This is a genomic window from Paraglaciecola sp. IT1134 (genome assembly GCF_058068185.1).
In genome coordinates this window covers 3,254,254-3,275,550 of sequence record NZ_CM176486.1, presented here as the reverse complement: position 1 = coordinate 3,275,550, position 21,297 = coordinate 3,254,254, and the positions used below count along the sequence as shown (strand labels likewise).

The following is a 21,297-nucleotide window of genomic DNA, read 5'->3' as shown; positions in this document are numbered from 1 at the left end:
GCGAGGCGAGAAAGCAGGTGTTAGAATCAGCCTTTTGCTGAGCAAATGCTGAAGATAAGCAGGGGCTTTGTCGTTACTTAGTTATAGATAGGAATTTTGCATGCTGCACATTTACAACACACTGACACGCCAAAAAGAGCTGTTTACACCTTTACATGCATCAAAGGTGGGGTTGTATGTGTGTGGCATTACCGTATATGACGTCTGCCATATGGGCCATGCACGTACCTATCTGAGTTTTGATCTTATGGTGCGTTATCTGCGTCATTTGGGGTATGAGGTGAACTATGTGCGTAATATTACTGATATTGATGACAAGATCATTCAACGCGCTCAGGCCAACAATGAAACCTTTGAGCAGTTAACGACTCGGACTATTGCCATGATGCATGAAGATTTTGCCGCGATAAATTTACTCGAACCTGATATCGAACCCAGGGTGACCACCCATATACCGGAAATTATTGAGGTTATTGAACGCTTGATCAACAAAGGTAACGCCTACCAGGCGAAATCTGGCGATGTGTTGTTTGATGTCAGCAGCTTTGAGCAGTATGGCAAATTAAGCAAACAGGATCTCGAACAGCTTAACATGGGCTCCCGGGTTGAGGTGGGGGATGATAAAGATGATCCCATGGATTTTGTATTGTGGAAAAGCGTGAAACCAGGTGAACCGAGCTGGGGATCCCCCTGGGGAGAAGGGCGTCCTGGCTGGCATATAGAATGTTCAGCCATGAATCACAAACACCTGGGGGCACATTTTGATATACACGGTGGTGGTTCAGACTTGATTTTCCCCCATCATGAAAACGAAGTGGCCCAATCATGTTGTGCATTTGACACCCCTTATGTGAACTACTGGGTGCATACAGGGATGGTGCAAGTTGATCAGGAAAAAATGTCAAAATCATTGGGCAACTTCTTCACACTGCGTGATGTGTTGCAAGAGCATGATCCTGAAACACTACGTTATTTTTTGATGTCAGCCCATTACCGTAGCCAGCTAAGTTATTCTGGCGAAAATATCAAGCAGGCCCGTGGCGCGCTGGAACGTTTGTATACGGCGTTACGTGATGTTGAACCAGAGCGTGATGTAGACATGACCCAAGGCGACTATCTGCTACGTTTTAATCAGGCCATGGACGATGACTTCAATACGCCAGAAGCTTTCGCCGTGTTGTTTGATATCGCCCGTGAGCTCAATAAAAGTAAAAGCGAACCTGCCAAAGCCTCCCAATTGGCTGGTGTATTAGTGAACCTAGGCAGTATTTTAGGGATCTTGCAAAGCCAGCCCAGTGACTATCTACAGGGAGAAAGCCAAAATGACGGTGACAATGCACAAATTGAAGGTCTGATCAAAGCTCGTAACGACGCCCGTGCTGCCAAAAATTGGGCCGCTGCTGATGTGGCTAGAGATGCATTGAAAGCATTAAATATAGTGCTGGAAGACGGCGCGAGCGGCACCACCTGGCGCCGAGGTTAGGTGTTACAAAGGCGGGGGTTAGTAAACCCTTAACACCCGGCTTGGTTTTAGCTAGCGTTCAGATTGTGTAAAAACTGTTTAATTCGTTGCGTTGACTGTTTGTTGGCAGCGGCGTTAGCTTCCCGGGTGCCACCCAAAACAAATTCCTCATCTAATAAATGCCCCGCATCCGGATAATTGATATGGATACACCGCTTTTCAGCATTAAATTTATTGATTTTATCACAAGCAATTTGGGCCATTTTGTTAGCCGGCCAAACTTCATCATGGCCGCCGCTTAACAGCAATATGGGGGAGTGGATGGCTGCAAATTTGATGGTTGCTTTTGTTACAGCCTCTTGGTTGTTCAATGATTGCTCATACAGATCTGCTAATCCTGTAAACTCAATGCCGGTTGCAAAAGGAACATAAGACAGAGGTTTGGCCCGTTCACTCCAGCTAGACGAGGGAACTTTGGACCAGTCTTTCAGTATGCCCGCCCAAACAACTGAGCTAGGGGCAAGAGCAACGACGCCTTTGAACTGTTTGTCGCGGGAGGATAATAATAACGCGAGTTCAGCGCCTTTTGACCATCCAACAACAATTAAACCATCGCTTCTTGTCTGCGGGTGGGCCAGTAGCCATTGCTTGGGACCTTCGAAATATTCAATAGGGATGAGCTCTAATTCTTGGGGCAAACCCTTTTCTTTAAAATAGGCCAATGACAACACCGAATAGCCCAAGGCCGCAATTTTATCGGCTAAGTGGGAGGGTTTTCCGCCCTCGGCTCCACCTAAAACCAGTACCCCGTATTGGCTGTTGTTGCCTGATGCGTGAAAATCCGCCACAAAATTAACATCTTGAACGGGGGTAAATTGGACTTCTTGGGCGTCAAGGGTAAAAACCCTGCTGGCAATGAACAGATAAAATAGAGATGTATACTTCATTGTATGAGAGGTCCCTGTTAGTTGGCCGTGTTTGAGGCATGTCAGCTGATCAGTGTGAACAGCTTAGTTGGATTAGCCTCATTTAACCTACCACAGCCAAAAGTCAGAACAAACCATATATGACTGACAACAATGTGCCAAATAAGTCATTCAACCTTGCCTATCTATAGTGGGATTGTTCAGTTTATGTACTCGTCATATACGACTATTGTGCCAACCTGCATGGCATAAAAAAAATGACAGCATATGCTGTCATTTTTTTACTTAACGTGGGCATGTTTTATGCCGTCGACACTTTATCGGCACCGGCTTTTTCCAAAGTCTTTTTGATATTATCTTTATTATCACTTGTGTATTTAACACCGACCAGTATGGAGCCTTTGTCGATTGCATCTTCATAGTATTTGATTTCATGCTCAGGGATGAATGCACCTATGATTGCGCCAATAGTACCTCCTGCTGCTGCACCTGCACCGCCCGCAGCCAATGCCGCAACTAAAGGACCTGCTATTAACAATCCGGTTCCACCGGTGGCTACTGCGCCTACGGCAGTGAAACCAGCAACGACAGCCGCTAAAACACCTGTTGAGGCCGCACCGATGATGCCCCCTTCAGCAGCTTTGCTGCCCTCGTCAACCGCGAAGTCTTCTTTAGAGTATGAATCGTTCGCAACAACGCTGATATCAGAGTCACGAATTCCCATTTTCTCCAAGTTGAAAATAGCAGCACTTGCGTCAGATGAATTTTCAAATAGGCCTGTAATTACTTCACTCATAAATATTCCTTAATATGTTAAATGTGGATAACAACTACTACTGAAACAACATATCAAGTAGAGCAAGTTTCAGGCCCGAAAAATTGCAGTCAACAATACATCGCTATGCCGCTTTGAGTAAGGTGTTAACCATTACAAAACAACAAATTTCAGTGAGGCTATACATGAGGTGACATGAAAAATATGCGGGGATCCAATGTAAAAGTTTCTGCTTGCTAAAGATTACTATTACTAAATATTACAAATAAACCTTGCTCGCAAATACCTTGCCGTTATCTTTTTTGAAATCAGCAATGGTTTTGAAGTCAGGCGGTAAGCATGCCGACAGCTACACACCAAGTGTAGTTAAATATTGGACAATTAACGTAAAGTCCTTTAATCGTAAAAACAGCTCAGTTATTCATCCCGAAAGTGATCTAGAGTTGTCACACAGCCTGCGCTTAAAACCGTGCTTCGCACTTGTGCCATAGCGGTCATTCGGTAACCTCCATTTAGATTATTAAAGATATTACTGATAAGCCGCAGTAATATCCGTGAAATAACACTGCCATTTTCAACACAATAAAAAACTTCACTACCTCAGTGACAACACGCTATTTCGTCATCAGAGAATAGTCCTTTAAAATCCGTTTTTTCTGCCAACCGATCAACATAGTATTGAGGGTTGTTGCGAAAAGTATCTAAACAAAAAGGACATCGACAAAATCGAAATTCATGGCCACCAAATTCAAAAGGTACAGTTAGGGCTATTGGCTTTTCAGCCAGACAGGTAGGACAAACTTCAATATCGAATGTTTCTTCCAAGTATTTTTCTGGGTTTTGTTGAAAAATCATTAGGCACCCCTGGCAACAGAAAAAATGGGTGTTTGACTGAGATTCTATTGTCTCAGCGTGTTCGGTACTGATCCCTAGTCTGACCAATGAGCAACCACACGTCGCGCATATTTTCGTTAACTTCTTCAAAAGACTCTCCTAATAAATTTGGGTCAGCCAGCGCAGCATGATAGTTCCTTCACATCCTTGTAAAAGGTTTGGGCGCAGAGCTTCAAGCCTTCTACCATGGTCAAGTAAGGGAACAGTTGATCTGCCACGTCAGTGACGGTCATACGGTTGTGGATGGCCAACGCAGCACTTTGGATTATCTCTCCGCCGTCATGAGAGAGTATCTGGGCGCCAAGAATTTTACCTGTTGGCTTGTCAGCAACAAGTTTAATAAAACCATCCGTTTCAAAATTGGCTAATGCTCGTGGCACATTTTCCATTTCCAACACTCGGCTAATGACATCAAAGCCACCTGTCATGGCTTGATCTTCAGTTAAACCTACAGTAGCAACTTGTGGATCAGTGAAAATAACGGCAGGCATGGTCGAAAGATCGAGCCTGGCATCACCACCCGTCATATTTGTACCTGCTCTGCTGCCCGCTGCGGCTGCGACATAAACAAATTGCGGCATGTTGGAACAATCGCCAGCGGCATAAATATTAGCGGTCGATGTTTCCATTTTTTCATTGACAAGGATGGCGCCACTTTTATCGGCTTCAACATCAGCGTTTTGTAAGCCAAGCTGAGCCGTGTTTGCATGACGACCCGCACTGACAAGTAACTTATCAGTTTTTAACATCCCTTCATTAGTGTCTACTGAGAATGTACTTCCATCGTAACTAACCTTGCTTGCTTGAGTGTTAGTTAGCACTCGAATCCCTTCTTTTTCAAAGCATTCAGTTAGTTTCTCTCCCAATAATGGGTCTTCTGCATACAATAACGTATGGCGTGCCAATATAGTGACCTTGCTCCCTAAACGCGCATAAGCTTGGGCAATTTCAATGGCGACAACCGAGGAGCCAATCACCAGTAAGTTGTCAGGCAAGGCTTCTGCAAATAATGCTTCAGTCGATGTCCAATACGGCGTTTCTGCTAGGCCATTAATCGGTGGAATAGTCGGTGTCGCTCCCGTTGCAATTAATACGCGATCAGTGTGAAGTTCTACTTTTGAGCCATCTGGCCTTTTGACAATTAATGTATTTTTATTTTTGAAACATGCATAACCCTTCAATAAGGTTATAGCGGGATTATTATCTAAAATGCGTTGATACTTAGCACTGCGAAGCTCTTCAACAAGAGCGGTTTGTTGAGCCGCTAACAAAGAGCGGTTTATTTTAGGGTGACTGTCGGCAATTCCATCAAATGGGTTGGCGCGCTGTTGATGTGCTAATTGAGCAGCACGGATCAGTATTTTGGATGGAACACAACCAACATTGACACAACAACCACCAATGATATCAGCGCCTTCAATCATGGTAACTCTAGCACCACTTTCAGCAGCTTTGATAGCACAAGCAAATGCGCCAGAGCCACTTCCTATAATTGCAACATGTAATTGTTCAGACTCCACAGAGCAGAGGTTATCTATTTTATTAGACATTTTAAAATCCTTATATTGCACAAGACTCGTCATCGCAACGATGATTTGCGGGAGAAAATATATCCCAAATTGAAACAACAACCATAAACCCTAGCGCTGAATAGGTTACATATGTACTCCACCCATACTGAAACCAAGGGTAAAGTGATAGCAACAAAAAAATAGGACCTATCATGCCAAGTGCACTTCTATGCCATTGGCGATGGCTTAACCAGCCTAATGTATTAAGCACGAGGGTGATCCACGCAAAAAGAGGGAGCAGCGTACTGATAAAAACCCCTTCCCATTGGGTCAGAAAGCCTAACCCTAACCCAGCTCCTAAACTCGCAATGGCTGGAAAACACATCGCGCAACCCATCGCAGAAACCAGTGCCCCAAGAGAGCCAGCTTTGTCACCAAATTGTGTGACATATTTTAATAGATGATCCATTAAGTTGGCTCTCGTATTATTCTTTCAATATCGACGGATAACCGGCATTGGTTGTTGCACTTATCAGTGCCTCAATGTCGGTCTGGTTATCATCATAAGAAACCACAGCCAACTTAGTTCCGTAGGTGACTTCAGCTTTTTTAACACCCTCAACATTTATTAGTGATTTTTTGACGGTAATAGGGCACGTAACGCAATTCATGCTAGGGACTTCAAGGGTTACCGTTTGAACTTCAGAAAATGCACTTGTGCTTGAAAGTAAAGCGATTATAAAAATCAGTTTTTTCATTGTTGACTCCAAATTTTAGTAGGTAGTGTTGAAACAATATGTGTATCAAAAGTTAAGCTAACCAAAGTATCCAGTAATTGCTGGTGACCAAAACAATCGCAGCAGCAGTGGTAAGCCAAAAAATGACTTTACGACGATGCCGTGATCTAGGGATTGCACAGGTGGTGTCTGCTACACATTCTTGTATTGGGCGATGAATTTTCCATCCTGCGTAACCAAGTAACAGCACCACAACAAGAATAAATAAAGGGCGATATGGTTCAAATGCGGTTAAGTTGCTTATCCAAGAGCCGCTAATGCCCAGTAGCAGTAATACCAAAGGGCCAACGCAACATACGCCTGCACCTATTGCCGCAATGATCCCGCCAACCATTGGAAGATTTGATTCTTTCTGATCCATATGAATACCTCATTAACTTATGTCACAACTGTAAGTTATGTACCTAGGTACGGTGTCAATGAGTTTTTTGAAAAATATTGAGGAAAAATTGATAGTGGGTAGTTCGGCTTTAAGGCAAATACACGTAGAAACTTAATGATCGCTGCGCAGCTAAGGCTGCAATGAATCTATAATGGGGCAACAAGTCTCATCCTCATTACGTTGACATTGGGCTATATGCTCTAACAGTGCTTTCTCCAAAAGCTGTAAATCAGCTTGTTTGGTTTGAACTGCAATTAATTTTTTTTTAGCCAACTCTTCAACTTGATGACAAGGGTTATCGCTAAGTGATAGTAGTCCCTCTATTTCATGTAGCGTAAATCCCAATTCTTGAGAACGTTTAATGAAACGGATCCTATTCACGGTTTCTACTGGATATATTCTATAGCCCTGCAAAGGTTTGACAGGTTGTTTGATTAACCCCTTGCGCTCATAAAAACGAACAGTCTCTGTATTGATCCCGATTTGTTTTGCTATTTTGCTGATCGTGCCTGACATTAATTATCCATTCTGAACGATTCACAAGCCCTAAATACCTCTAGATTGACCGTAGGAAGAATAAACGCTATCCCAACTCTGCACAACAGGCATCGTTTTAGTCGCTGGCAGTGTTTTAGTCTTTCCACTCAATCAGACATTATTTGATGAAGGCCACTTCGGTTTGCAAGCAAACTATACTTATTATATTGACAGTAACGATCGATTACATACCGCAAATGGCAATATGTCACCGATTAAATATTAAATATTAAATATCTCAAAAGAAAGTGTCTGGTTGGAGTTGGCCAGAACATATTGGATGGATGGCTCAGTCATTAAAGTGATGAGAATATTACGTCAAAAACAAAAAAATCCTGGCTAGTACACCGTCGTGCAATAACATTTAAATGTAGCTGATCCTAACGACCGAAGAGGATCTTGAACCTCATTAGCCTTGTTAGGGACGAACGGCTGTTGATCGCTATTTTCTGCCTGTCATAAATGCTTTAACTGTGCGGGTAAAAATATAGCAGCGACGACGTTTTACGCTGAGCCGCAAAGCCTCTGTGTGCTCTGTGGTTTAAATGCTTTTACATGCAGTTTCAACTAACCTGGCCTGGCAATGAAGCTACTACCTCAAAAAATCATGCAATGCCGCGAGACAAACATTTCTACTTTATAATGACTTCTGGCCTTATACCCGCAAGAAATAGGGCGATTACCTATTTCAGTGAAGTAACAGAAGAGCAGGATAAATAATTCAATAAACTCTGCAAGGCCGTAAATAAATTTGCACATCAAGTAAAAAGAGTTGCCCCGGCAGACGGTAAAAGTTTAGAATCCTCTGGTGCTAATTTTAACCTACATGCTACATTAATCGGTTAATTGGAAGACAATTCACAGCCAAAATAATACTTTTTTTATCCTCAGGGAATTGGGTTTAAAAAGGATCCGTCTTGGTGATTATGGGTAAAACAGGGTTTGGCACGCCTATATTAAAAACATCGCTAATCTATGGTCTAGCCTTGATTTCGGTTTGAAAAGTGGGTTCTTCTCGTTTGATGCTACAAGAATTTCTGTTAGCGATGTTGCCGGTTTTTGGAATTCTAAATTGAGTATCACCATCGATAGACTTCCCACTGATGCTTTTAATGACGCCTTTAACTCTGATAAAGAAAAAAGGATATTCACAGCCGATGCTTCTAAAAATAAACCATTTGACAGAATATAAATATCCAACACAGATATTCCCGGAACCACAACATCTCTATTTCTACCCTCTCAATAGAAGTTATTTGAAGGTTTTAGATTTTGAATTGGACGTTAGTCCAACACCAGCGGGCTCTGCTCAGCGTATCGATATAGAAAATAATAGTTATCGGCAATGTTGGTTTAATGAACTCACAGACAATTTAACAATCAATTTAGCAATGACTTTGGAAGTATCCGAATTAAATCAATTTAACTTCCTGGTAGAGAAAAAACCTAAAACTGATTATACGAAAGCCATTGAATTATACCTGGGGGATAAAATAGCGCTAAATAATCAAATTCTATCTTGGCTGGATAGGATTGATAATTCAGATCCTACTCTATTTATTGGCTCACTGTGTAATGCCATTCATGAGAAATTGGATCATACCACTAGCTATATCTCTGAGCTTTTAGACCCCAACAAGTGTTTTGATTCTGACGCTGGGTCTTGTCGTGACTTAGCCTGGATGATGATACAAATGCTTCGTAGCAAGGCTTACCCAGCTAGGTTTGTAAGTGGTTATAGCTACAATCCTGAAATTATTGGTCATGAATTACATGCCTGGGTAGAAGTATGGGTAGCGGGTGCAGGCTGGATAGGGATAGACCCCTCTTCAGGTCTTTTTGTTACGGAACTTTATATACCCCTTGCTACCAGTTACCATCCGGTTAATACATTACCAGTACAGGGCTCCTTCAGAGGTAAAGGATCGTCAGAACTTACTACTTCTGTGAACATATCCTTTATGAAATAACATCAGTTTGAAATCACAGGATTTTTAAATAGGGTCATTCAATACTAGAATGAAGTGATGTTTCAAAAAATAGAGCTTCGACTATAGCAGGGATAAATGTTATCCCTGATCTATACAACAGACCTGTTTTTGAGGTCAAAATAGCAACTTAGGCATTTGCTAGGTGTCTTGTAGAGGGGAAGCCCCAGAGTCTTTGCGTAAGACTCTGCTGCTGATGTTTACTGCTGGGCGTTAAGCTCTCTTACCCAAATATTGCGAAAGCTAACAAGATTGCCGTGGTCTTGAAGCTGCAGCGGGGCACAGCCATGGGCTTCATAGCTGGGGGCGCCTATCCATTGTGTTTTACCTTGAATTTTAACGTGGTTTTGCACCAATACGCCATTGTGCATAACCGTCACATAACCCGGTGATTCCAGAGTATCTCCTGCAAAACGAGGTGCAGTGAAAATAATGTCATAGTACTGCCACTCACCCGTGGGCCGCATGGCGTTAACCAGAGGAATACTCTGTTTATAAACGCTGGCCGCCTGACCATTAGAATAGGTTTGGTTGTTATAGGAGTCCAGCACTTGTACTTCATAACGTTGCTGAAAGAAAATACCACTATTGTTTCGTTGCTGACCTTGCATGCCATCAACATCAGTGGGGGTTTTCCATTCCATATGCAGCTGCACATCACAGAAACTTTGTTTGGTTTTGATATCACCCGTGCCAGCTTTAACTGTTAAATTGCCACCTTGCACTGTCCAGGGCGCTTCGCCACCACTTAACGCTTGCCAGGCGCTAAGGTCTTCATTGTTAAACAGCACTATAGCATCAGAAGGTGCTTTACCCTCAGGTGCAGTTACCACTTCAGGCTCAGACTCCCAGACTTCGGTTTTTTGGGCCATTTTTTCCCGCTGAGCCTGATCTTCCTGGGCGATGGAATAGCCGCTAAAGGCGGTACTGATCCCTGCCAACAAGCATACACCGGTTAATTTTTTAAATTGAATCATGCTTTAAATCCTCTTTGCTACACAAGTTGCTGCACGTTTTGCCCACATGGATATCACTAGGTTGCCCAAGCTCGGTCGCCCTTTTTATAGGGTAGCTCACCGTCGTAATAGCCAGGAATGGCTACGTATCTAAGCACCTTGTTTGCACCCATTTCCGATGTGAAAAAGCTGAATAATACTAATTGTTTAATCAACGAAAAGTAATGAGGTAGGGGTAATCCCACGTCGCTACGCTGGGTTTCAGCCAAGGCAGTTTTTTTGTTTTGCATACTGGCTTCTTCATCCAAAGAAGACAGCAAGGCTAAACGTTGTTCTGGCGTTAACAACAGAAAATCTTTGTTATAGGTGCTTTTTGCTTTTTCCTTTAAGGACGTTATGCCGTCTTTAAAGGATTTTTGCTGGGCTGGCGTATAACAATCAGCAATAATTATGGCCATTATACTGCCCACATTGGCATCTTTTGCCCCAGGCGTATCGGTACGGGGAATGATGCTTTCGCCCACTTCATTAAAAAACGCCACCTCGTCTTTGGAAAAGCCAGTATCTTTGCGATCTTCTATAGGTAGCACGGTGTAAGCCAGCACATTAGAGCCCACAAATGCGGTCCCCGTTGCAGCGGCGATCATTTTTAGTAGTTCACGTCTTTTCATAATTACAGGTTCCCTTTTTTCAGCTCGTCCACCGCAAAGCTTGCTGCTCTGGCGGTTAAAGCCATATAGGTCAAAGAAGGGTTAACACAAGATGCCGATGTCATACAGGCACCGTCGGTTACAAATACGTTTAGCGCATCCCACACTTGATTATGCTTGTTGAGTACCGAAGTTTTTGGATCACGGCCCATGCGTGCTGTACCCATCTCATGGATCCCCATACCTGGGAAATATTCGTTTTCATAGCCTTGCACATTTGTCAGGCCCGCAGCCTCGAACATGTCAACAGCGTCTTGCTGCATATCTTTACGCATGCGGCGCTCGTTTTCTCGAATAGCGACGTCCATGGCTAAAACGGGTAACCCCCACTTATCAGTTTTTTTAGGGTCCAGGTAAATGCGATTGCTATGTTCAGGTAACATCTCACCAAAGGCCGTCATGCCAATTTGCCAAGGCCCTGGCTCGCTAATGGCATCTTTAAGGTTGGCGCCTAAGCCCATTTCCGCTACATCCCGGCCCCACCCCTGGCGACTGGCTGAGCCTTGGTAACCGAAACCGCGTAAATAATCGCGTTTATCACCTGCCCAGTTACGAAAACGTGGTACATAAAAGCCACTGGGGCGTCGGCCGTAATAATATTTGTCATCAAATCCTTCAACCGTGGCAGAAGCACCGACCCGAAAGTGGTGATCCATTACATTGTGACCCAGTTCGCCGCTGCTGCTGCCTAGTCCGCCATCCCACACATCGGTGGCTGAATTCATCAACAACCAAGCCGAATTGAGGGTAGAGGCGTTTACAAAAATAATTTTGCTGGTGAATTCGTAGGTTTCGTTGGTTTGTGCATCAATGATTGCCACGCCTGTCGCGCGTTTTTTATCTTTGTCATACAGAATTTCTGTCACTATGGAAAAAGGTCGTACTGTCAGATTGCCAGTTTTCACTGCGGCGGGCAAAGTCGAAGACTGGGTGCTGAAATACCCGCCGAAGGGGCAGCCTAACCAACACTTATTACGGTACTGACAACTTGTTCGGCCTTGCTCCGGTTTAGGCTCGGTCATATTGGCGGTGCGCCCGGAAATTAGATGGCGAGAGCCTTTAAAGGCTTTTTTGATCCGTGCCGATACGTCTTTTTCAACACAGTTGAGTAACATGGCCGGTTGAAACTGACCGTCGGGCAATACGTCCAGGCCATCTCGGTTGCCACTGATCCCCGCGAAACGTTCAACATAGTCGTACCAGGGGGCAACGTCCTCGTAACGGATCGGCCAGTCCACGGCTATGCCTTCTTTGGCATTGGCCATGAAATCTTCCGTATTTAAGCGATAGGACTGACGGCCCCACAATAATGATCGGCCTCCCACGTGATAACCGCGATACCAGTCAAAACGTTTTTCTTCAACGTATGGGTTCTCTTTTTCATTGGCCCACATGCCAAAAGTCGGTTCATTCAACGGATAGTCCCGGCCAAGCACAGGGTAGTCGTTTTTCATTTCCTGGGTGGGCTGGCCACGATGTGGATAATTCCAGGCTTCCTTGTGCATGTTTTCATAATCTTTGACGTGCTCTATGTTTTTACCACGTTCAAGCATGAGTACTTTTAAGCCTTTTTCGGTCAGCTCTTTAGCTGCCCAACCGCCGCTTATGCCAGAACCAACGACAATGGCGTCATAATAATTATTTGTCATATTTGTATACCTCAACACTTTTTGCTTTGTATCTACATTTCATATTTAAACATCACAAATTTGAATTGCGTTACGTAACGATTCAATTTTGTCTGTTCGATTGTCTGGTGTCGGAATAAATTCCTGAGCCAAAAAGCCCGTAAATCCGGTCTCGCGTATTGCTCGGGCAATGGCGGGGTAATACAATTCTTGACTCTCATCTATTTCATGGCGCCCGGGAACCCCCGCCGTGTGGTAGTGGCCAAAATATTGATGATGGTCCTTAATGGTGCGAATAATATCGCCTTCGTTAACCTGCATATGATAGATATCGTAAAGCAGCTTAAAGTTAGGTGAACCTAATTGTTGGCACAATGCAACTCCCCACGCCGAGCTGTCAGCCATGCAATCAGGATGATCAATTTTGCTATTAAATAACTCCATGTGGATCACCACGCCTTTTTTCACGGCATAAGGCAAGATACGCTGCAGACCCTTAACCGCATTTTTGAGACCCGTTTCTTTGGTCATGCCTCGGGCATTGCCGCTAAAACAAATCAGGTTGGTGTAGCCAGCCTCGGCAACCAGATCGATATGCTGCAGATAACGTTTGGTTAACTCATCGTGAAATTGCGGGTGGATCCAGCCATCAACCAGATTCAGTTCGGCACCGTTACACATAGATGATTCAATGCCGTGACGCTTCAGCACAGGCCAGTCTGGCGGCCCAACTAAATCGATGGCTGAAAAACCTATTGCAGTTACCGCCTGGCATAATTCTTCAATAGACAAATCACCGTAAGTCCAGCGTGCCACCGAATGATTGATATGGCCTTTTAATTTCTGCGACTTGCCTTGGGCCGCGTTTGCAGCTCCGCTAACAGTGACATGAGTGGCCAGGGCCACACCGGTGAGTGCTAAACCCTTTAACAAATTACGACGGGGATTACTCATTGACAGTTACCTTCTCATCTTTAAATGTCAGCATGAATATGACAAATACAACCAGGGCAAACCCGGCTGGGAATAACCAAATGTCAAACCAGGAATGGCCAACATCAGTCGTGTAGGAGTCGGTGATCTTACCGGCCACCCAAAACCCGACTAACATGCCTATACCGTAAGTCGCCAGGGTGATAAGACCCTGAGCGGCACTTTTTACTTTTTCGCCGGCTTTTGAGTTAGTATAGATTTGCCCAGAGACGAAGAAAAAATCATAACAAATGCCATGCAAGGCGATACCGACAAGTAACAGCGCAATGCCGTCCTCAGCGTTGCCATAGGCAAACAATACATAACGTATGACCCAAGCGAGCATGCCGATTAATAAGGTTATCTTGATGCCAAAACGGTTTAAAAACACTGGCAGCGCCAACATAAACAACACTTCTGATACCTGTCCCAGGGTCATTTTTCCAGTGGCGTTAGCCACGCCTAATTCGGTTAAAAATGGGTTGGCATTTTGATAATAAAAAGCCAGGGGAATACAAATCAATACGGAAGATAAGAAAAACACCAAAAAGTTTCTGTCTTTCAGCAAGGCTAAGGCATCTAACCCCAACACTTCTCTTAACCCCATTCGCTCCCCCTTACTTTTAGGAGGCGTTTTAGGCAAGGTGAAACTGAACAGGCCTAACAACAGGGAGGCGAGGGCACATAACAAAAAGGTATTGCGTAACATGCCATCAGCAATGGCTTGTTTGGCATCCCAGGCAAAGACATAACTGATCGCTAACCCGGCGACGATCCAACCAATCGTGCCCCACACTCTAATTTTACCAAACTGTTTTGACGGGTCCTGCATCTGGGCGAAAGATACCGAATTGACTAATGCCAGGGTTGGCATATAGGCGATCATGTATGCCAGTACATAAGGATAAAACGCATCAAAATCAGCTGCCTGATACAGGCAATACAGCAGCCCGGCACCGATTAAGTGTAATACTCCTAAAATCCGCTCGGCGTTGAAATACCGATCGGCAATTAAACCGATAATAAAAGGCGCAATTATCGCGCCCCAAGATTGGGTCGAAAATGCCATGCCAATCTGGCCACCAGAAGCCGACAGGTTATTTGCCAAAAAGGTACCGAGCGTGACAAACCATCCTCCCCAGATGAAAAACTGAAGAAACATCATGGCACTAAGGCGCAGCGTTATATTATTCATTTTTTTTGTTACTCTTTTTTAGGCTAACACGCCCCCGGGGCGCTGCCTTGACACATCTTTAATCGTGTAATCCAAGGATTAGGCGGTTACGGGTTTCACTGCTATTTGCTCCGGCAAAGTCATCAAATGCATGCGCCGCGGGTGTAATAATATGTTGGGCGATAAAGGGGGCACCTTCGGCTGCACCTTCGGCGGAATCTTTCAAGCAGCATTCCCACTCAAGCACCGCCCAGCCATCAAATCCATATTGCGTTAATTTGCTGAAAATACCTTTGAAATCCACTTGTCCGTCACCCAGGGAGCGAAAACGCCCTGGGCGGTCCTGCCAGTCTTGGTAACCGCCATAAACCCCAGAGCGACCATTGGCATGAAATTCGGCATCTTTAACATGGAACATTTTGATACGCTCATGATACAGATCAATAAATTCAAGATAATCAAGTTGTTGCAAAACGAAGTGGCTGGGGTCAAATAAAATATTGGCTCTGGGATGGTTGTCCACGGCGGCTAAAAATCGTTCAAATGTGGCGCCATCGTGTAAGTCTTCACCTGGGTGAATTTCATAACATACATCTACACCGGCCTTATCAAAGGCATTTAATATGGGCAGCCAACGACGCGCCAGTTCGGCAAAGCCTTGTTCTACCAGTCCCGCAGGACGTTGTGGCCAGGGATACGCCAAGTGCCATAAAAAAGCACCGGAGAAGGTGGCATGTGCAGTCAACCCCAATCGCTGACTAGCCTGGGCTGCGAACATCATTTGTTCGATGGCCCACTGGGTACGCTCTTGGGGTTTACCGTGCAAGGCTTGGGGGGCAAAATTATCAAACAGTTCATCGTAAGCCGGATGCACCGCCACCAATTGGCCCTGTAAATGGGTAGAAAGTTCGGTGATTTGCACACCGGCCTTTTGACATACTGACATCACTTCATCACAATATTCTTGGCTGTGTGCCGCCCGTTCTAAATCGAAGATGCGTTTATCACTGGTAGGGACTTGTATGCCTTTATAACCAAGAGAAGCTGCCCAATGGGCAATGCTTTGCAAGCTGTTAAAGGGTGCCTCGTCGCTGATAAACTGGGCTAAAAATATCGCGGGGCCTTTAATTTTTTTCATTGAGTATATCCTGTTTAAGTCGATAATCTTGCTGGTGAGCATGAAGTCAGTCTGTTGATGGCACGGCGTGCCATTTAACGTCACTGTTACTGCTGGCCAACATAGTTTCGATAAATGCCATGCCGCGCAGGCCCGAATCGATCCCGGGTACACCAGGCGCTGTGCCTGATAAGCCTTGCCTGACTGCTGCAGCAAAATCCCGGTATAGATTGGCCATGGCTTCTAAATAGCCTTCCGGGTGCCCGCCAGGGATCCGGCAGCGGGCCAGAGCCTCGTCACTTAAACCAGGCTGGCCCATGCCCGCTCGCAAGACACAGTATGGTTCACCTAACGGCCGATACACCAGAGAATTGGGCGACATTTGTGCCCATTCAATTCCACCTTTGTCTCCGTATACCCGGATCTTTAAGGCATTTTCTTCCCCGGCACAAACCTGACTGGCGATGAGCACACCGCTGGCACCTTGCTCAGTGCGAATTAAGGCGGCACCGTCGTCATCCAGGCGACGGCCGTCGACATGGGTGTGCATATCAGCACACAACGAGGTCACATTTTGCTGTAATACAAACTCCACCAGTCCAAAGGCATGAGTACCAATGTCTCCCATACAACCACTGCCGCCGGATTGCGCCGGATCAGTGCGCCAGGAGGCCTGTTTATTGTGATTTTCTTCATTAGCGGACAGCCATCCTTGTGGGTACTCAACATACACTTTACGGATATTGCCTAGTTTTTCCTTCACCATATGGCGTGCTTGCCAGACCATGGGGTAACCCAGATAAGTGTGGGCGAGACCATATAACTGCTGACTCTTTGCTAGCTTTGATTTTAATTCTGTTGCTTGTTCAAGGGACATGGCTGCGGGTTTCTCACAAAAAACGTGGAAACCGGCATCAATAGCGGCCATTGAGATGGGCACATGCAGATGATTGGGGGTAACAATAATCAGTACTTCCATGCGCTCATTTTCTGCTAGCGCCGCTTCACCGGCCAGCAGTGTCTCCCAGGAGGGGTAAATACGTTGTTCATCTAATCCCAGGATTTCCCCGGTGTTGTGATTATTTTGTGTATCACGAGAAAACGCACCACATACCAATTCTATCTGGCCATCCAGACCAAAAGCATGCCGGTGCACGGCACCAATAAAAGCGCCTTCGCCGCCGCCTACCATACCGACTCGTACTTTGTGCATCTTTGCCATTTTTTCACTTATCCCGCGATCTGAACCATAGCGAATTGTTACGTGTTTGTAACTCGACTTAAAATGTAACGGATTACATTTGTCACTGTCAATGTATTTTGTCCAAAAAAACGTCTCATAAGGGTAGTTTGTTAATGAGTGGTTTCAATTAGGTTTATTATTGTGCCATTAATCAGCGTTTTTTGTGGATTTTTACCCTAGGTGAGGTATTCTTTTGAAGTTTAATGTTAACGGTTACATTTGAGGGTGAATCTTTGAAACAAGTATTGCAAGTATTACAAGGACGCCATGACTAATATTCGTAAGGTCGCCGATATGGCTGGGGTCTCTGTCGCCACAGTTTCCAGAACGCTGCAACAACCTGAACGGGTGTCGCCAAAGACCCGAGACAAGGTAATGGAGGCGGTCAATGCGATAGGTTATCAACCTAACCAAATGGCGGTAAATTTTCGGTCCGGAAAAACCTTCAATATAGTTGTGCTGGTGCCTACTGTGGCCAATGTGTTTTTTGCTCGGGTGATCACCGGCATGCAACAGGCCGCCGACCAACGTGGTTATGCGATCTTGCTGGCAAATACTATGGGGGATCCGGCCAGTGAAACGAATTACGCAAAAATGGTGCAGACGTCGCAGGCTGACGGCCTAATCCAACTCAGAGCCTTCAACCCTTTTGATGATTCCATGCACAAAGATGGCAAACTGCTGCCTATGGTTAATGTGTGTGAAGTGATGGGTAACATAAACTGCCCTGTGGTGACTTTAGATAACCGCGCCGCAGCCAAAGTAATGACAACGTATCTGATCGAGCAGGGACACAAACGCATTGCTTTGATCAAAGGCCCTCAATCCAGTCCGTTAACCTCCCAGCGGCTGGTTGGATACCGGGATGCACTGACAGAAGCAGGACTGACGTTTGATGACCAGTTGCTGTACCCCGGGGATTTCACCTTACAATCGGGTTATAACGCCGCCCAAAAAATATTGGCTAATCCCAACCGCCCAACTGCGGTGTTTTGTGAGAACGATGAAACGGCCATAGGCGCTATGCAAGCTTTCAAACAAGCCGGTTTACACATTCCCCAGGATATATCGTTAGCGGGATTTGACGATATTGCCTTTTCCGCATTTAGCGATCCGCCGCTTACCACCATTGCCCAACCAGCTGAAGAGTTTGGCCAGACAGCCGTTTCACTGCTGATTGATCTGCTCGAAGGAAAAATTAGTAAAGCGTCAAAAGTGATTATGCCTTTTGAACTTATTGTTCGGGCCAGTACTGGCCCGGCACCTTCATTATTGTCACCAACCAACTTGCAACTTGCTAGTGCACATACCGAAAACCCCAATGGAGAAACTTTATGAAAGGTAGCACCCTGATTAACCATCCCTTGTCCAACTCGATAGCAGACCATAGTAATGGCCAGCATAGCGAAGCTCTGCATGACGCAAGCCGCAGACGCTTTGTAAAATTAAGCGCAGCGACTATGGGCATGGCAGCGCTGCCCGGTTCTCTAGCCTTTGCCGCCGGCGCCCCAGCCAGTGTTGGCCTGCAACTTTATACACTTCGGGACATGATGGCGGTAAGTGTGCCTGCCACACTCAAACTGGTTGCGGCGGTCGGTTATAAAGAGCTTGAATTTGCCGGTTATTATGATCATAAACCCAGTGAAATTAAGGCTTTACTCAATGGTGAAGGGTTAAGTGCGCCCTCGGCCCATATCATGCTAACTGAATTTGATAAGGGTGTGAACAAGGTTATCGACCATGCTTTGGAAGTAGGGCATAAATATATAGTGATCCCTTATTTGACCGAAGAGCAGCGCGGTACTGGTATTGATACCTATAAAAAATTAGCACTAAGATGTAATAAAATTGGTGAGGCCTGCAACGGCGCCGGCCTGACATTGGCTTATCATAACCATGATTTTGAATTTGAAATGCGTGACGGGCAATTGCCTTATGACGTTTTGCTCAATGACGTGGATAAAAAGTTGATGGCCATGGAAATGGATTTGTATTGGATGGTTAAAGCCAAACAAGATCCTCTTGCCTATTTTAAGCAACACCCAGGACGTTTTAAACTGTGGCATGTTAAAGATATGGACGAAGCAGGTAACTTTGCCGATGTAGGTACAGGGATCATTGATTTTAAGCCGATTTTTGCTCAATCTGAATTATCTGGAGTAGAACACCGATTTGTTGAACGTGATAAAACCGACGATAAACTAAAAACCATCCAACAGGGCTATAAAGCCGTCTCAGCGTTACTCGCAAGTTAATCTAAAAGTCAAAATTGACACAGACGGATCACCGTCTGTGTCACTTATCCCCAAACCTTCTGTTTTATTGTTTTCGTGTTAACTGCAACATTGTGCAAATTGAGCACATTGTTAGTCATTTAACTTGTTGAGACTGAAGTGGGCCGTGTCCGTTCCCACGTCTCCAGGCACTGTGCTGTGTGGTTATTTTGCCAGGTTGGCAAGATAGAATTTATTCGATCGCTAATTGACCCAATAAAACCGGCAGGTTTTATTGGGTCGTTGATCGAGACAGTAAGGGGGCCTTTACGTGCGGGTTACATCCACAAAAATTTTCAGTTTTTGCCCGGGCTGCAAATATTTTTCTGGGTTGATCTCGTTCCAGCGTTGTAAGTCGGCTATTTCGACTTTAAATTTGCTGGCTATACGAGCCAATGAGTCGCCATTGCGTACTGTGTAGGTCAGGGTGCGCATTACTGCGTCTTTACGCTGTCCACTACTGGTTTTATTCACCCAAATGACCAACTCTTTGCCGGGCCTCAAGGTGTCCGAGGGGGCCATGCCATTCCATTTGGCCAGGCTGCGCAAATTGACTTTATATTTGCGACCGAGATCCCAAAATGTATCACCACTTTTGACCGTATGTTTGAGCTGATACGCGCCATTTTTGTGGGATTGAGTGCTGACTAAACGTTGCTCCTGGGATAGTGAATAATAATCCAGTGACTTAAGAGCAACGGGGATCACTAAATGTTCACCCACACGGATCATGTTGCTTTTGAGTTCGTTGACCTGGGTGATGATGTCTGTGGTGGTGTGATATTTGTGGGCCAGCTTTAACAAACTATCGCCACCTTTGACCTTGTGTCGCACCCAGTTAAGGCGCTCTTCACTTTGGGTTTTGGCAATAGCATCACTAAAGGCCGCAATTTTATCTACCGGCAATAGTATTTCAAAAGGACCGTCTGGATCCGTCGCCCAGCGATTATAACCTGGATTAAGGGCATGCAATTCCTGCACGGTTAATCCGGCCATGTCCGCGGCCAGGGCTAAATCAATTTGCGAGCCCACGTCGACCGAATCGGTCACCTTTAAATTATTAATAATCGGCCAGCTAAAACTGTATTGTTCTGAGTTTTGCAGAATATCCGCCAGGGCCAATAACTTAGGTACGTAGGCGCGTGTTTCCCGAGGTAAATCCAGATCCCAAAATTCGGTACTTTTACCGGCTTTTTTGTTTTTCTTAATTGCGCGGCGTACCCGGCCTTCGCCACTGTTATACGCCGCCAGGGCATGCAACCAGTCACCGTCGAACATATCGTGTAAGTAGGTAAGGTATTGTATGGCACCTTTGGTCGACGCCAATACATCCCGGCGGCCGTCATACCACCAGGTTTGTTTCATCCCAAAACGCTTGCCGGTGGCTGGAATAAACTGCCACATGCCAGCGGCGCGCCCATGGGAGTATGCGAAGGGGTCGAATGCACTTTCGACTATAGGCAGCAGTGCCAGTTCCAGGGGCATGCCTTGTTGCTCAAGCTCTTCAACTATCAGGTACAAAAAGGGTTTGGCGCGTTTCGCCACACGTTGCATGTAAGAAGGGTGTCGTAAATACCATTCACGCTGACGTTCAACGCGTTTATCGTTGGTGATCTCGAAACTCAATTGCTGACGCACTCGCTGCCAGACGTCTGCCGTTGCCACTTCCGCAGGGATCACCTCAGGCTCGATGGGAACCTCGACTTCTTCCTGGGGATGCGTAATAGGGATCGTACCTTCTTTGGCAGAATCACAATCGTACAGGTGTTCCACATCTTGGGCAGATTGTTCACAGGTGGAGACAATTTGTTCTGCTATTTCCCGTTCTTCTTCTAACTGCTGCGCCATCTCTGGATGGGGCTCTATGGTCTGACAGGCAGTTAACAGACAGGTTACTGACACGCATAATAAATAATTCAAGCGCACGTGGTGTTCCTTATAGTTATTCTTTT

Annotated in this window: 20 protein-coding genes; 4 read left to right on the top strand and 16 right to left on the bottom strand. The window is 45.3% G+C overall.

Features of this window, described 5'->3' with window-relative positions; genetic code table 11:
- The first annotated feature begins 100 nt into the window (after window positions 1-100).
- A complete protein-coding gene (cysS, locus tag AC3RV5_RS14250; RefSeq protein ID WP_489728289.1) occupies window positions 101-1,483 on the top strand; it encodes a cysteine--tRNA ligase in 1,383 nt (460 codons plus the stop codon).
- A 47-nt stretch (window positions 1,484-1,530) separates the two neighbouring features.
- Here cysS and AC3RV5_RS14245 read toward each other — a convergent pair whose 3' ends face one another.
- The 8 genes from AC3RV5_RS14245 to merR form a co-directional block, all read right to left on the bottom strand.
- On the bottom strand, window positions 1,531-2,409 hold the full coding sequence (locus AC3RV5_RS14245) for an acyl-CoA thioester hydrolase/BAAT C-terminal domain-containing protein (RefSeq protein ID WP_489728288.1): 879 nt from the start codon (window positions 2,407-2,409) through the stop codon (window positions 1,531-1,533).
- 280 nt (window positions 2,410-2,689) lie between these two features.
- Window positions 2,690-3,184: a hypothetical protein gene (locus tag AC3RV5_RS14240; protein WP_489728287.1), complete on the bottom strand. Its 495-nt coding sequence runs from the start codon at window positions 3,182-3,184 to the stop codon at window positions 2,690-2,692.
- 579 nt (window positions 3,185-3,763) lie between these two features.
- Window positions 3,764-4,018, bottom strand: coding sequence for a hypothetical protein (locus AC3RV5_RS14235; protein ID WP_489728286.1), 255 nt, complete (start codon window positions 4,016-4,018; stop codon window positions 3,764-3,766).
- A 152-nt stretch (window positions 4,019-4,170) separates the two neighbouring features.
- Window positions 4,171-5,607: a mercury(II) reductase gene (merA, locus tag AC3RV5_RS14230; RefSeq protein WP_489728285.1), complete on the bottom strand. Its 1,437-nt coding sequence runs from the start codon at window positions 5,605-5,607 to the stop codon at window positions 4,171-4,173.
- 10 nt (window positions 5,608-5,617) lie between these two features.
- Window positions 5,618-6,037 carry an organomercurial transporter MerC gene (gene merC / locus AC3RV5_RS14225; RefSeq protein WP_489728284.1) on the bottom strand — a complete coding sequence of 140 codons (420 nt, stop codon included), beginning with the start codon at window positions 6,035-6,037 and terminating at the stop codon, window positions 5,618-5,620.
- A 16-nt stretch (window positions 6,038-6,053) separates the two neighbouring features.
- The gene (gene merP, locus AC3RV5_RS14220) at window positions 6,054-6,326 is read right to left on the bottom strand and encodes a mercury resistance system periplasmic binding protein MerP (RefSeq protein ID WP_489728283.1); all 273 of its coding nucleotides are present in this window, start codon (window positions 6,324-6,326) and stop codon (window positions 6,054-6,056) included.
- 52 nt (window positions 6,327-6,378) lie between these two features.
- The gene (locus tag AC3RV5_RS14215) at window positions 6,379-6,726 is read right to left on the bottom strand and encodes a mercuric transporter MerT family protein (RefSeq protein ID WP_489728282.1); all 348 of its coding nucleotides are present in this window, start codon (window positions 6,724-6,726) and stop codon (window positions 6,379-6,381) included.
- A gap of 150 nt (window positions 6,727-6,876) precedes the next feature.
- Window positions 6,877-7,263 carry a mercury resistance transcriptional regulator MerR gene (gene merR / locus AC3RV5_RS14210; RefSeq protein WP_489728281.1) on the bottom strand — a complete coding sequence of 129 codons (387 nt, stop codon included), beginning with the start codon at window positions 7,261-7,263 and terminating at the stop codon, window positions 6,877-6,879.
- Window positions 7,264-8,396: 1,133 nt separating this feature from the next.
- Here merR and AC3RV5_RS14205 point away from each other — a divergent pair.
- Window positions 8,397-9,254 carry a transglutaminase family protein gene (locus AC3RV5_RS14205; protein ID WP_489728280.1) on the top strand — a complete coding sequence of 286 codons (858 nt, stop codon included), beginning with the start codon at window positions 8,397-8,399 and terminating at the stop codon, window positions 9,252-9,254.
- A 218-nt stretch (window positions 9,255-9,472) separates the two neighbouring features.
- On the opposite strand, the gene AC3RV5_RS14200 is transcribed toward AC3RV5_RS14205, so the two are convergent.
- From AC3RV5_RS14200 to AC3RV5_RS14170, 7 genes are read right to left on the bottom strand one after another with little or no spacing between them, the layout of a single operon-like run.
- Window positions 9,473-10,249: a 3-keto-disaccharide hydrolase gene (locus AC3RV5_RS14200; RefSeq protein WP_489728279.1), complete on the bottom strand. Its 777-nt coding sequence runs from the start codon at window positions 10,247-10,249 to the stop codon at window positions 9,473-9,475.
- 56 nt (window positions 10,250-10,305) lie between these two features.
- The gene (locus AC3RV5_RS14195) at window positions 10,306-10,899 is read right to left on the bottom strand and encodes a gluconate 2-dehydrogenase subunit 3 family protein (RefSeq protein ID WP_489728278.1); all 594 of its coding nucleotides are present in this window, start codon (window positions 10,897-10,899) and stop codon (window positions 10,306-10,308) included.
- Window positions 10,900-10,901: 2 nt separating this feature from the next.
- Window positions 10,902-12,587 carry a GMC oxidoreductase gene (locus tag AC3RV5_RS14190; protein ID WP_489728277.1) on the bottom strand — a complete coding sequence of 562 codons (1,686 nt, stop codon included), beginning with the start codon at window positions 12,585-12,587 and terminating at the stop codon, window positions 10,902-10,904.
- 45 nt (window positions 12,588-12,632) lie between these two features.
- Complete coding sequence (locus tag AC3RV5_RS14185) at window positions 12,633-13,520, bottom strand: TIM barrel protein (protein WP_489728276.1); 888 nt, start codon at window positions 13,518-13,520, stop codon at window positions 12,633-12,635.
- Window positions 13,513-14,733: a nucleoside permease gene (locus AC3RV5_RS14180; RefSeq protein WP_489728275.1), complete on the bottom strand. Its 1,221-nt coding sequence runs from the start codon at window positions 14,731-14,733 to the stop codon at window positions 13,513-13,515. Before AC3RV5_RS14180 ends, AC3RV5_RS14185 begins: the two co-directional genes overlap by 8 nt.
- A gap of 58 nt (window positions 14,734-14,791) precedes the next feature.
- The gene (locus AC3RV5_RS14175) at window positions 14,792-15,850 is read right to left on the bottom strand and encodes a sugar phosphate isomerase/epimerase family protein (RefSeq protein ID WP_489728274.1); all 1,059 of its coding nucleotides are present in this window, start codon (window positions 15,848-15,850) and stop codon (window positions 14,792-14,794) included.
- 46 nt (window positions 15,851-15,896) lie between these two features.
- On the bottom strand, window positions 15,897-17,042 hold the full coding sequence (locus AC3RV5_RS14170) for a Gfo/Idh/MocA family protein (protein WP_489732170.1): 1,146 nt from the start codon (window positions 17,040-17,042) through the stop codon (window positions 15,897-15,899).
- A gap of 297 nt (window positions 17,043-17,339) precedes the next feature.
- On the opposite strand from AC3RV5_RS14170, the gene AC3RV5_RS14165 reads away from it, so the two are divergent.
- Together AC3RV5_RS14165 and AC3RV5_RS14160 are read left to right on the top strand one after the other, a co-directional pair.
- The gene (locus AC3RV5_RS14165; RefSeq protein ID WP_489728273.1) at window positions 17,340-18,410 is read left to right on the top strand and encodes a LacI family DNA-binding transcriptional regulator; all 1,071 of its coding nucleotides are present in this window, start codon (window positions 17,340-17,342) and stop codon (window positions 18,408-18,410) included.
- Window positions 18,411-18,532: 122 nt separating this feature from the next.
- Complete coding sequence (locus AC3RV5_RS14160) at window positions 18,533-19,327, top strand: sugar phosphate isomerase/epimerase family protein (RefSeq protein WP_489732169.1); 795 nt, start codon at window positions 18,533-18,535, stop codon at window positions 19,325-19,327.
- 285 nt (window positions 19,328-19,612) lie between these two features.
- Here the strand turns inward: AC3RV5_RS14160 and AC3RV5_RS14155 are convergent, their stop codons facing one another.
- Window positions 19,613-21,271 (bottom strand): LysM peptidoglycan-binding domain-containing protein, encoded by a 1,659-nt coding sequence (locus AC3RV5_RS14155; protein WP_489728272.1) that lies wholly within the window; start codon window positions 21,269-21,271, stop codon window positions 19,613-19,615.
- Window positions 21,272-21,297: the final 26 nt, after the last annotated feature.

Bases quoted from the DNA above. Each gene is read 5' to 3' on its own strand.
- AC3RV5_RS14235 (WP_489728286.1), bottom strand. From the start codon at position 4,018: ATGATTTTTCAACAAAACCCAGAAAAATACTTGGAAGAAACATTCGAT.
- merC (WP_489728284.1), bottom strand. From the start codon at position 6,037: ATGGATCATCTATTAAAATATGTCACACAATTTGGTGACAAAGCTGGC.
- AC3RV5_RS14190 (WP_489728277.1), bottom strand. From the start codon at position 12,587: ATGACAAATAATTATTATGACGCCATTGTCGTTGGTTCTGGCATAAGC.
- AC3RV5_RS14185 (WP_489728276.1), bottom strand. From the start codon at position 13,520: ATGAGTAATCCCCGTCGTAATTTGTTAAAGGGTTTAGCACTCACCGGT.
- merA (WP_489728285.1), bottom strand. From the start codon at position 5,607: ATGTCTAATAAAATAGATAACCTCTGCTCTGTGGAGTCTGAACAATTA.
- AC3RV5_RS14205 (WP_489728280.1), top strand. From the start codon at position 8,397: ATGACGCCTTTAACTCTGATAAAGAAAAAAGGATATTCACAGCCGATG.
- cysS (WP_489728289.1), top strand. From the start codon at position 101: ATGCTGCACATTTACAACACACTGACACGCCAAAAAGAGCTGTTTACA.
- AC3RV5_RS14165 (WP_489728273.1), top strand. From the start codon at position 17,340: ATGACTAATATTCGTAAGGTCGCCGATATGGCTGGGGTCTCTGTCGCC.
- AC3RV5_RS14170 (WP_489732170.1), bottom strand. From the start codon at position 17,042: ATGCACAAAGTACGAGTCGGTATGGTAGGCGGCGGCGAAGGCGCTTTT.
- AC3RV5_RS14215 (WP_489728282.1), bottom strand. From the start codon at position 6,726: ATGGATCAGAAAGAATCAAATCTTCCAATGGTTGGCGGGATCATTGCG.
- AC3RV5_RS14245 (WP_489728288.1), bottom strand. From the start codon at position 2,409: ATGAAGTATACATCTCTATTTTATCTGTTCATTGCCAGCAGGGTTTTT.
- AC3RV5_RS14160 (WP_489732169.1), top strand. From the start codon at position 18,533: ATGGGCATGGCAGCGCTGCCCGGTTCTCTAGCCTTTGCCGCCGGCGCC.
- AC3RV5_RS14200 (WP_489728279.1), bottom strand. From the start codon at position 10,249: ATGATTCAATTTAAAAAATTAACCGGTGTATGCTTGTTGGCAGGGATC.
- merR (WP_489728281.1), bottom strand. From the start codon at position 7,263: ATGTCAGGCACGATCAGCAAAATAGCAAAACAAATCGGGATCAATACA.
- AC3RV5_RS14175 (WP_489728274.1), bottom strand. From the start codon at position 15,850: ATGAAAAAAATTAAAGGCCCCGCGATATTTTTAGCCCAGTTTATCAGC.
- AC3RV5_RS14180 (WP_489728275.1), bottom strand. From the start codon at position 14,733: ATGAATAATATAACGCTGCGCCTTAGTGCCATGATGTTTCTTCAGTTT.
- AC3RV5_RS14195 (WP_489728278.1), bottom strand. From the start codon at position 10,899: ATGAAAAGACGTGAACTACTAAAAATGATCGCCGCTGCAACGGGGACC.
- AC3RV5_RS14240 (WP_489728287.1), bottom strand. From the start codon at position 3,184: ATGAGTGAAGTAATTACAGGCCTATTTGAAAATTCATCTGACGCAAGT.
- merP (WP_489728283.1), bottom strand. From the start codon at position 6,326: ATGAAAAAACTGATTTTTATAATCGCTTTACTTTCAAGCACAAGTGCA.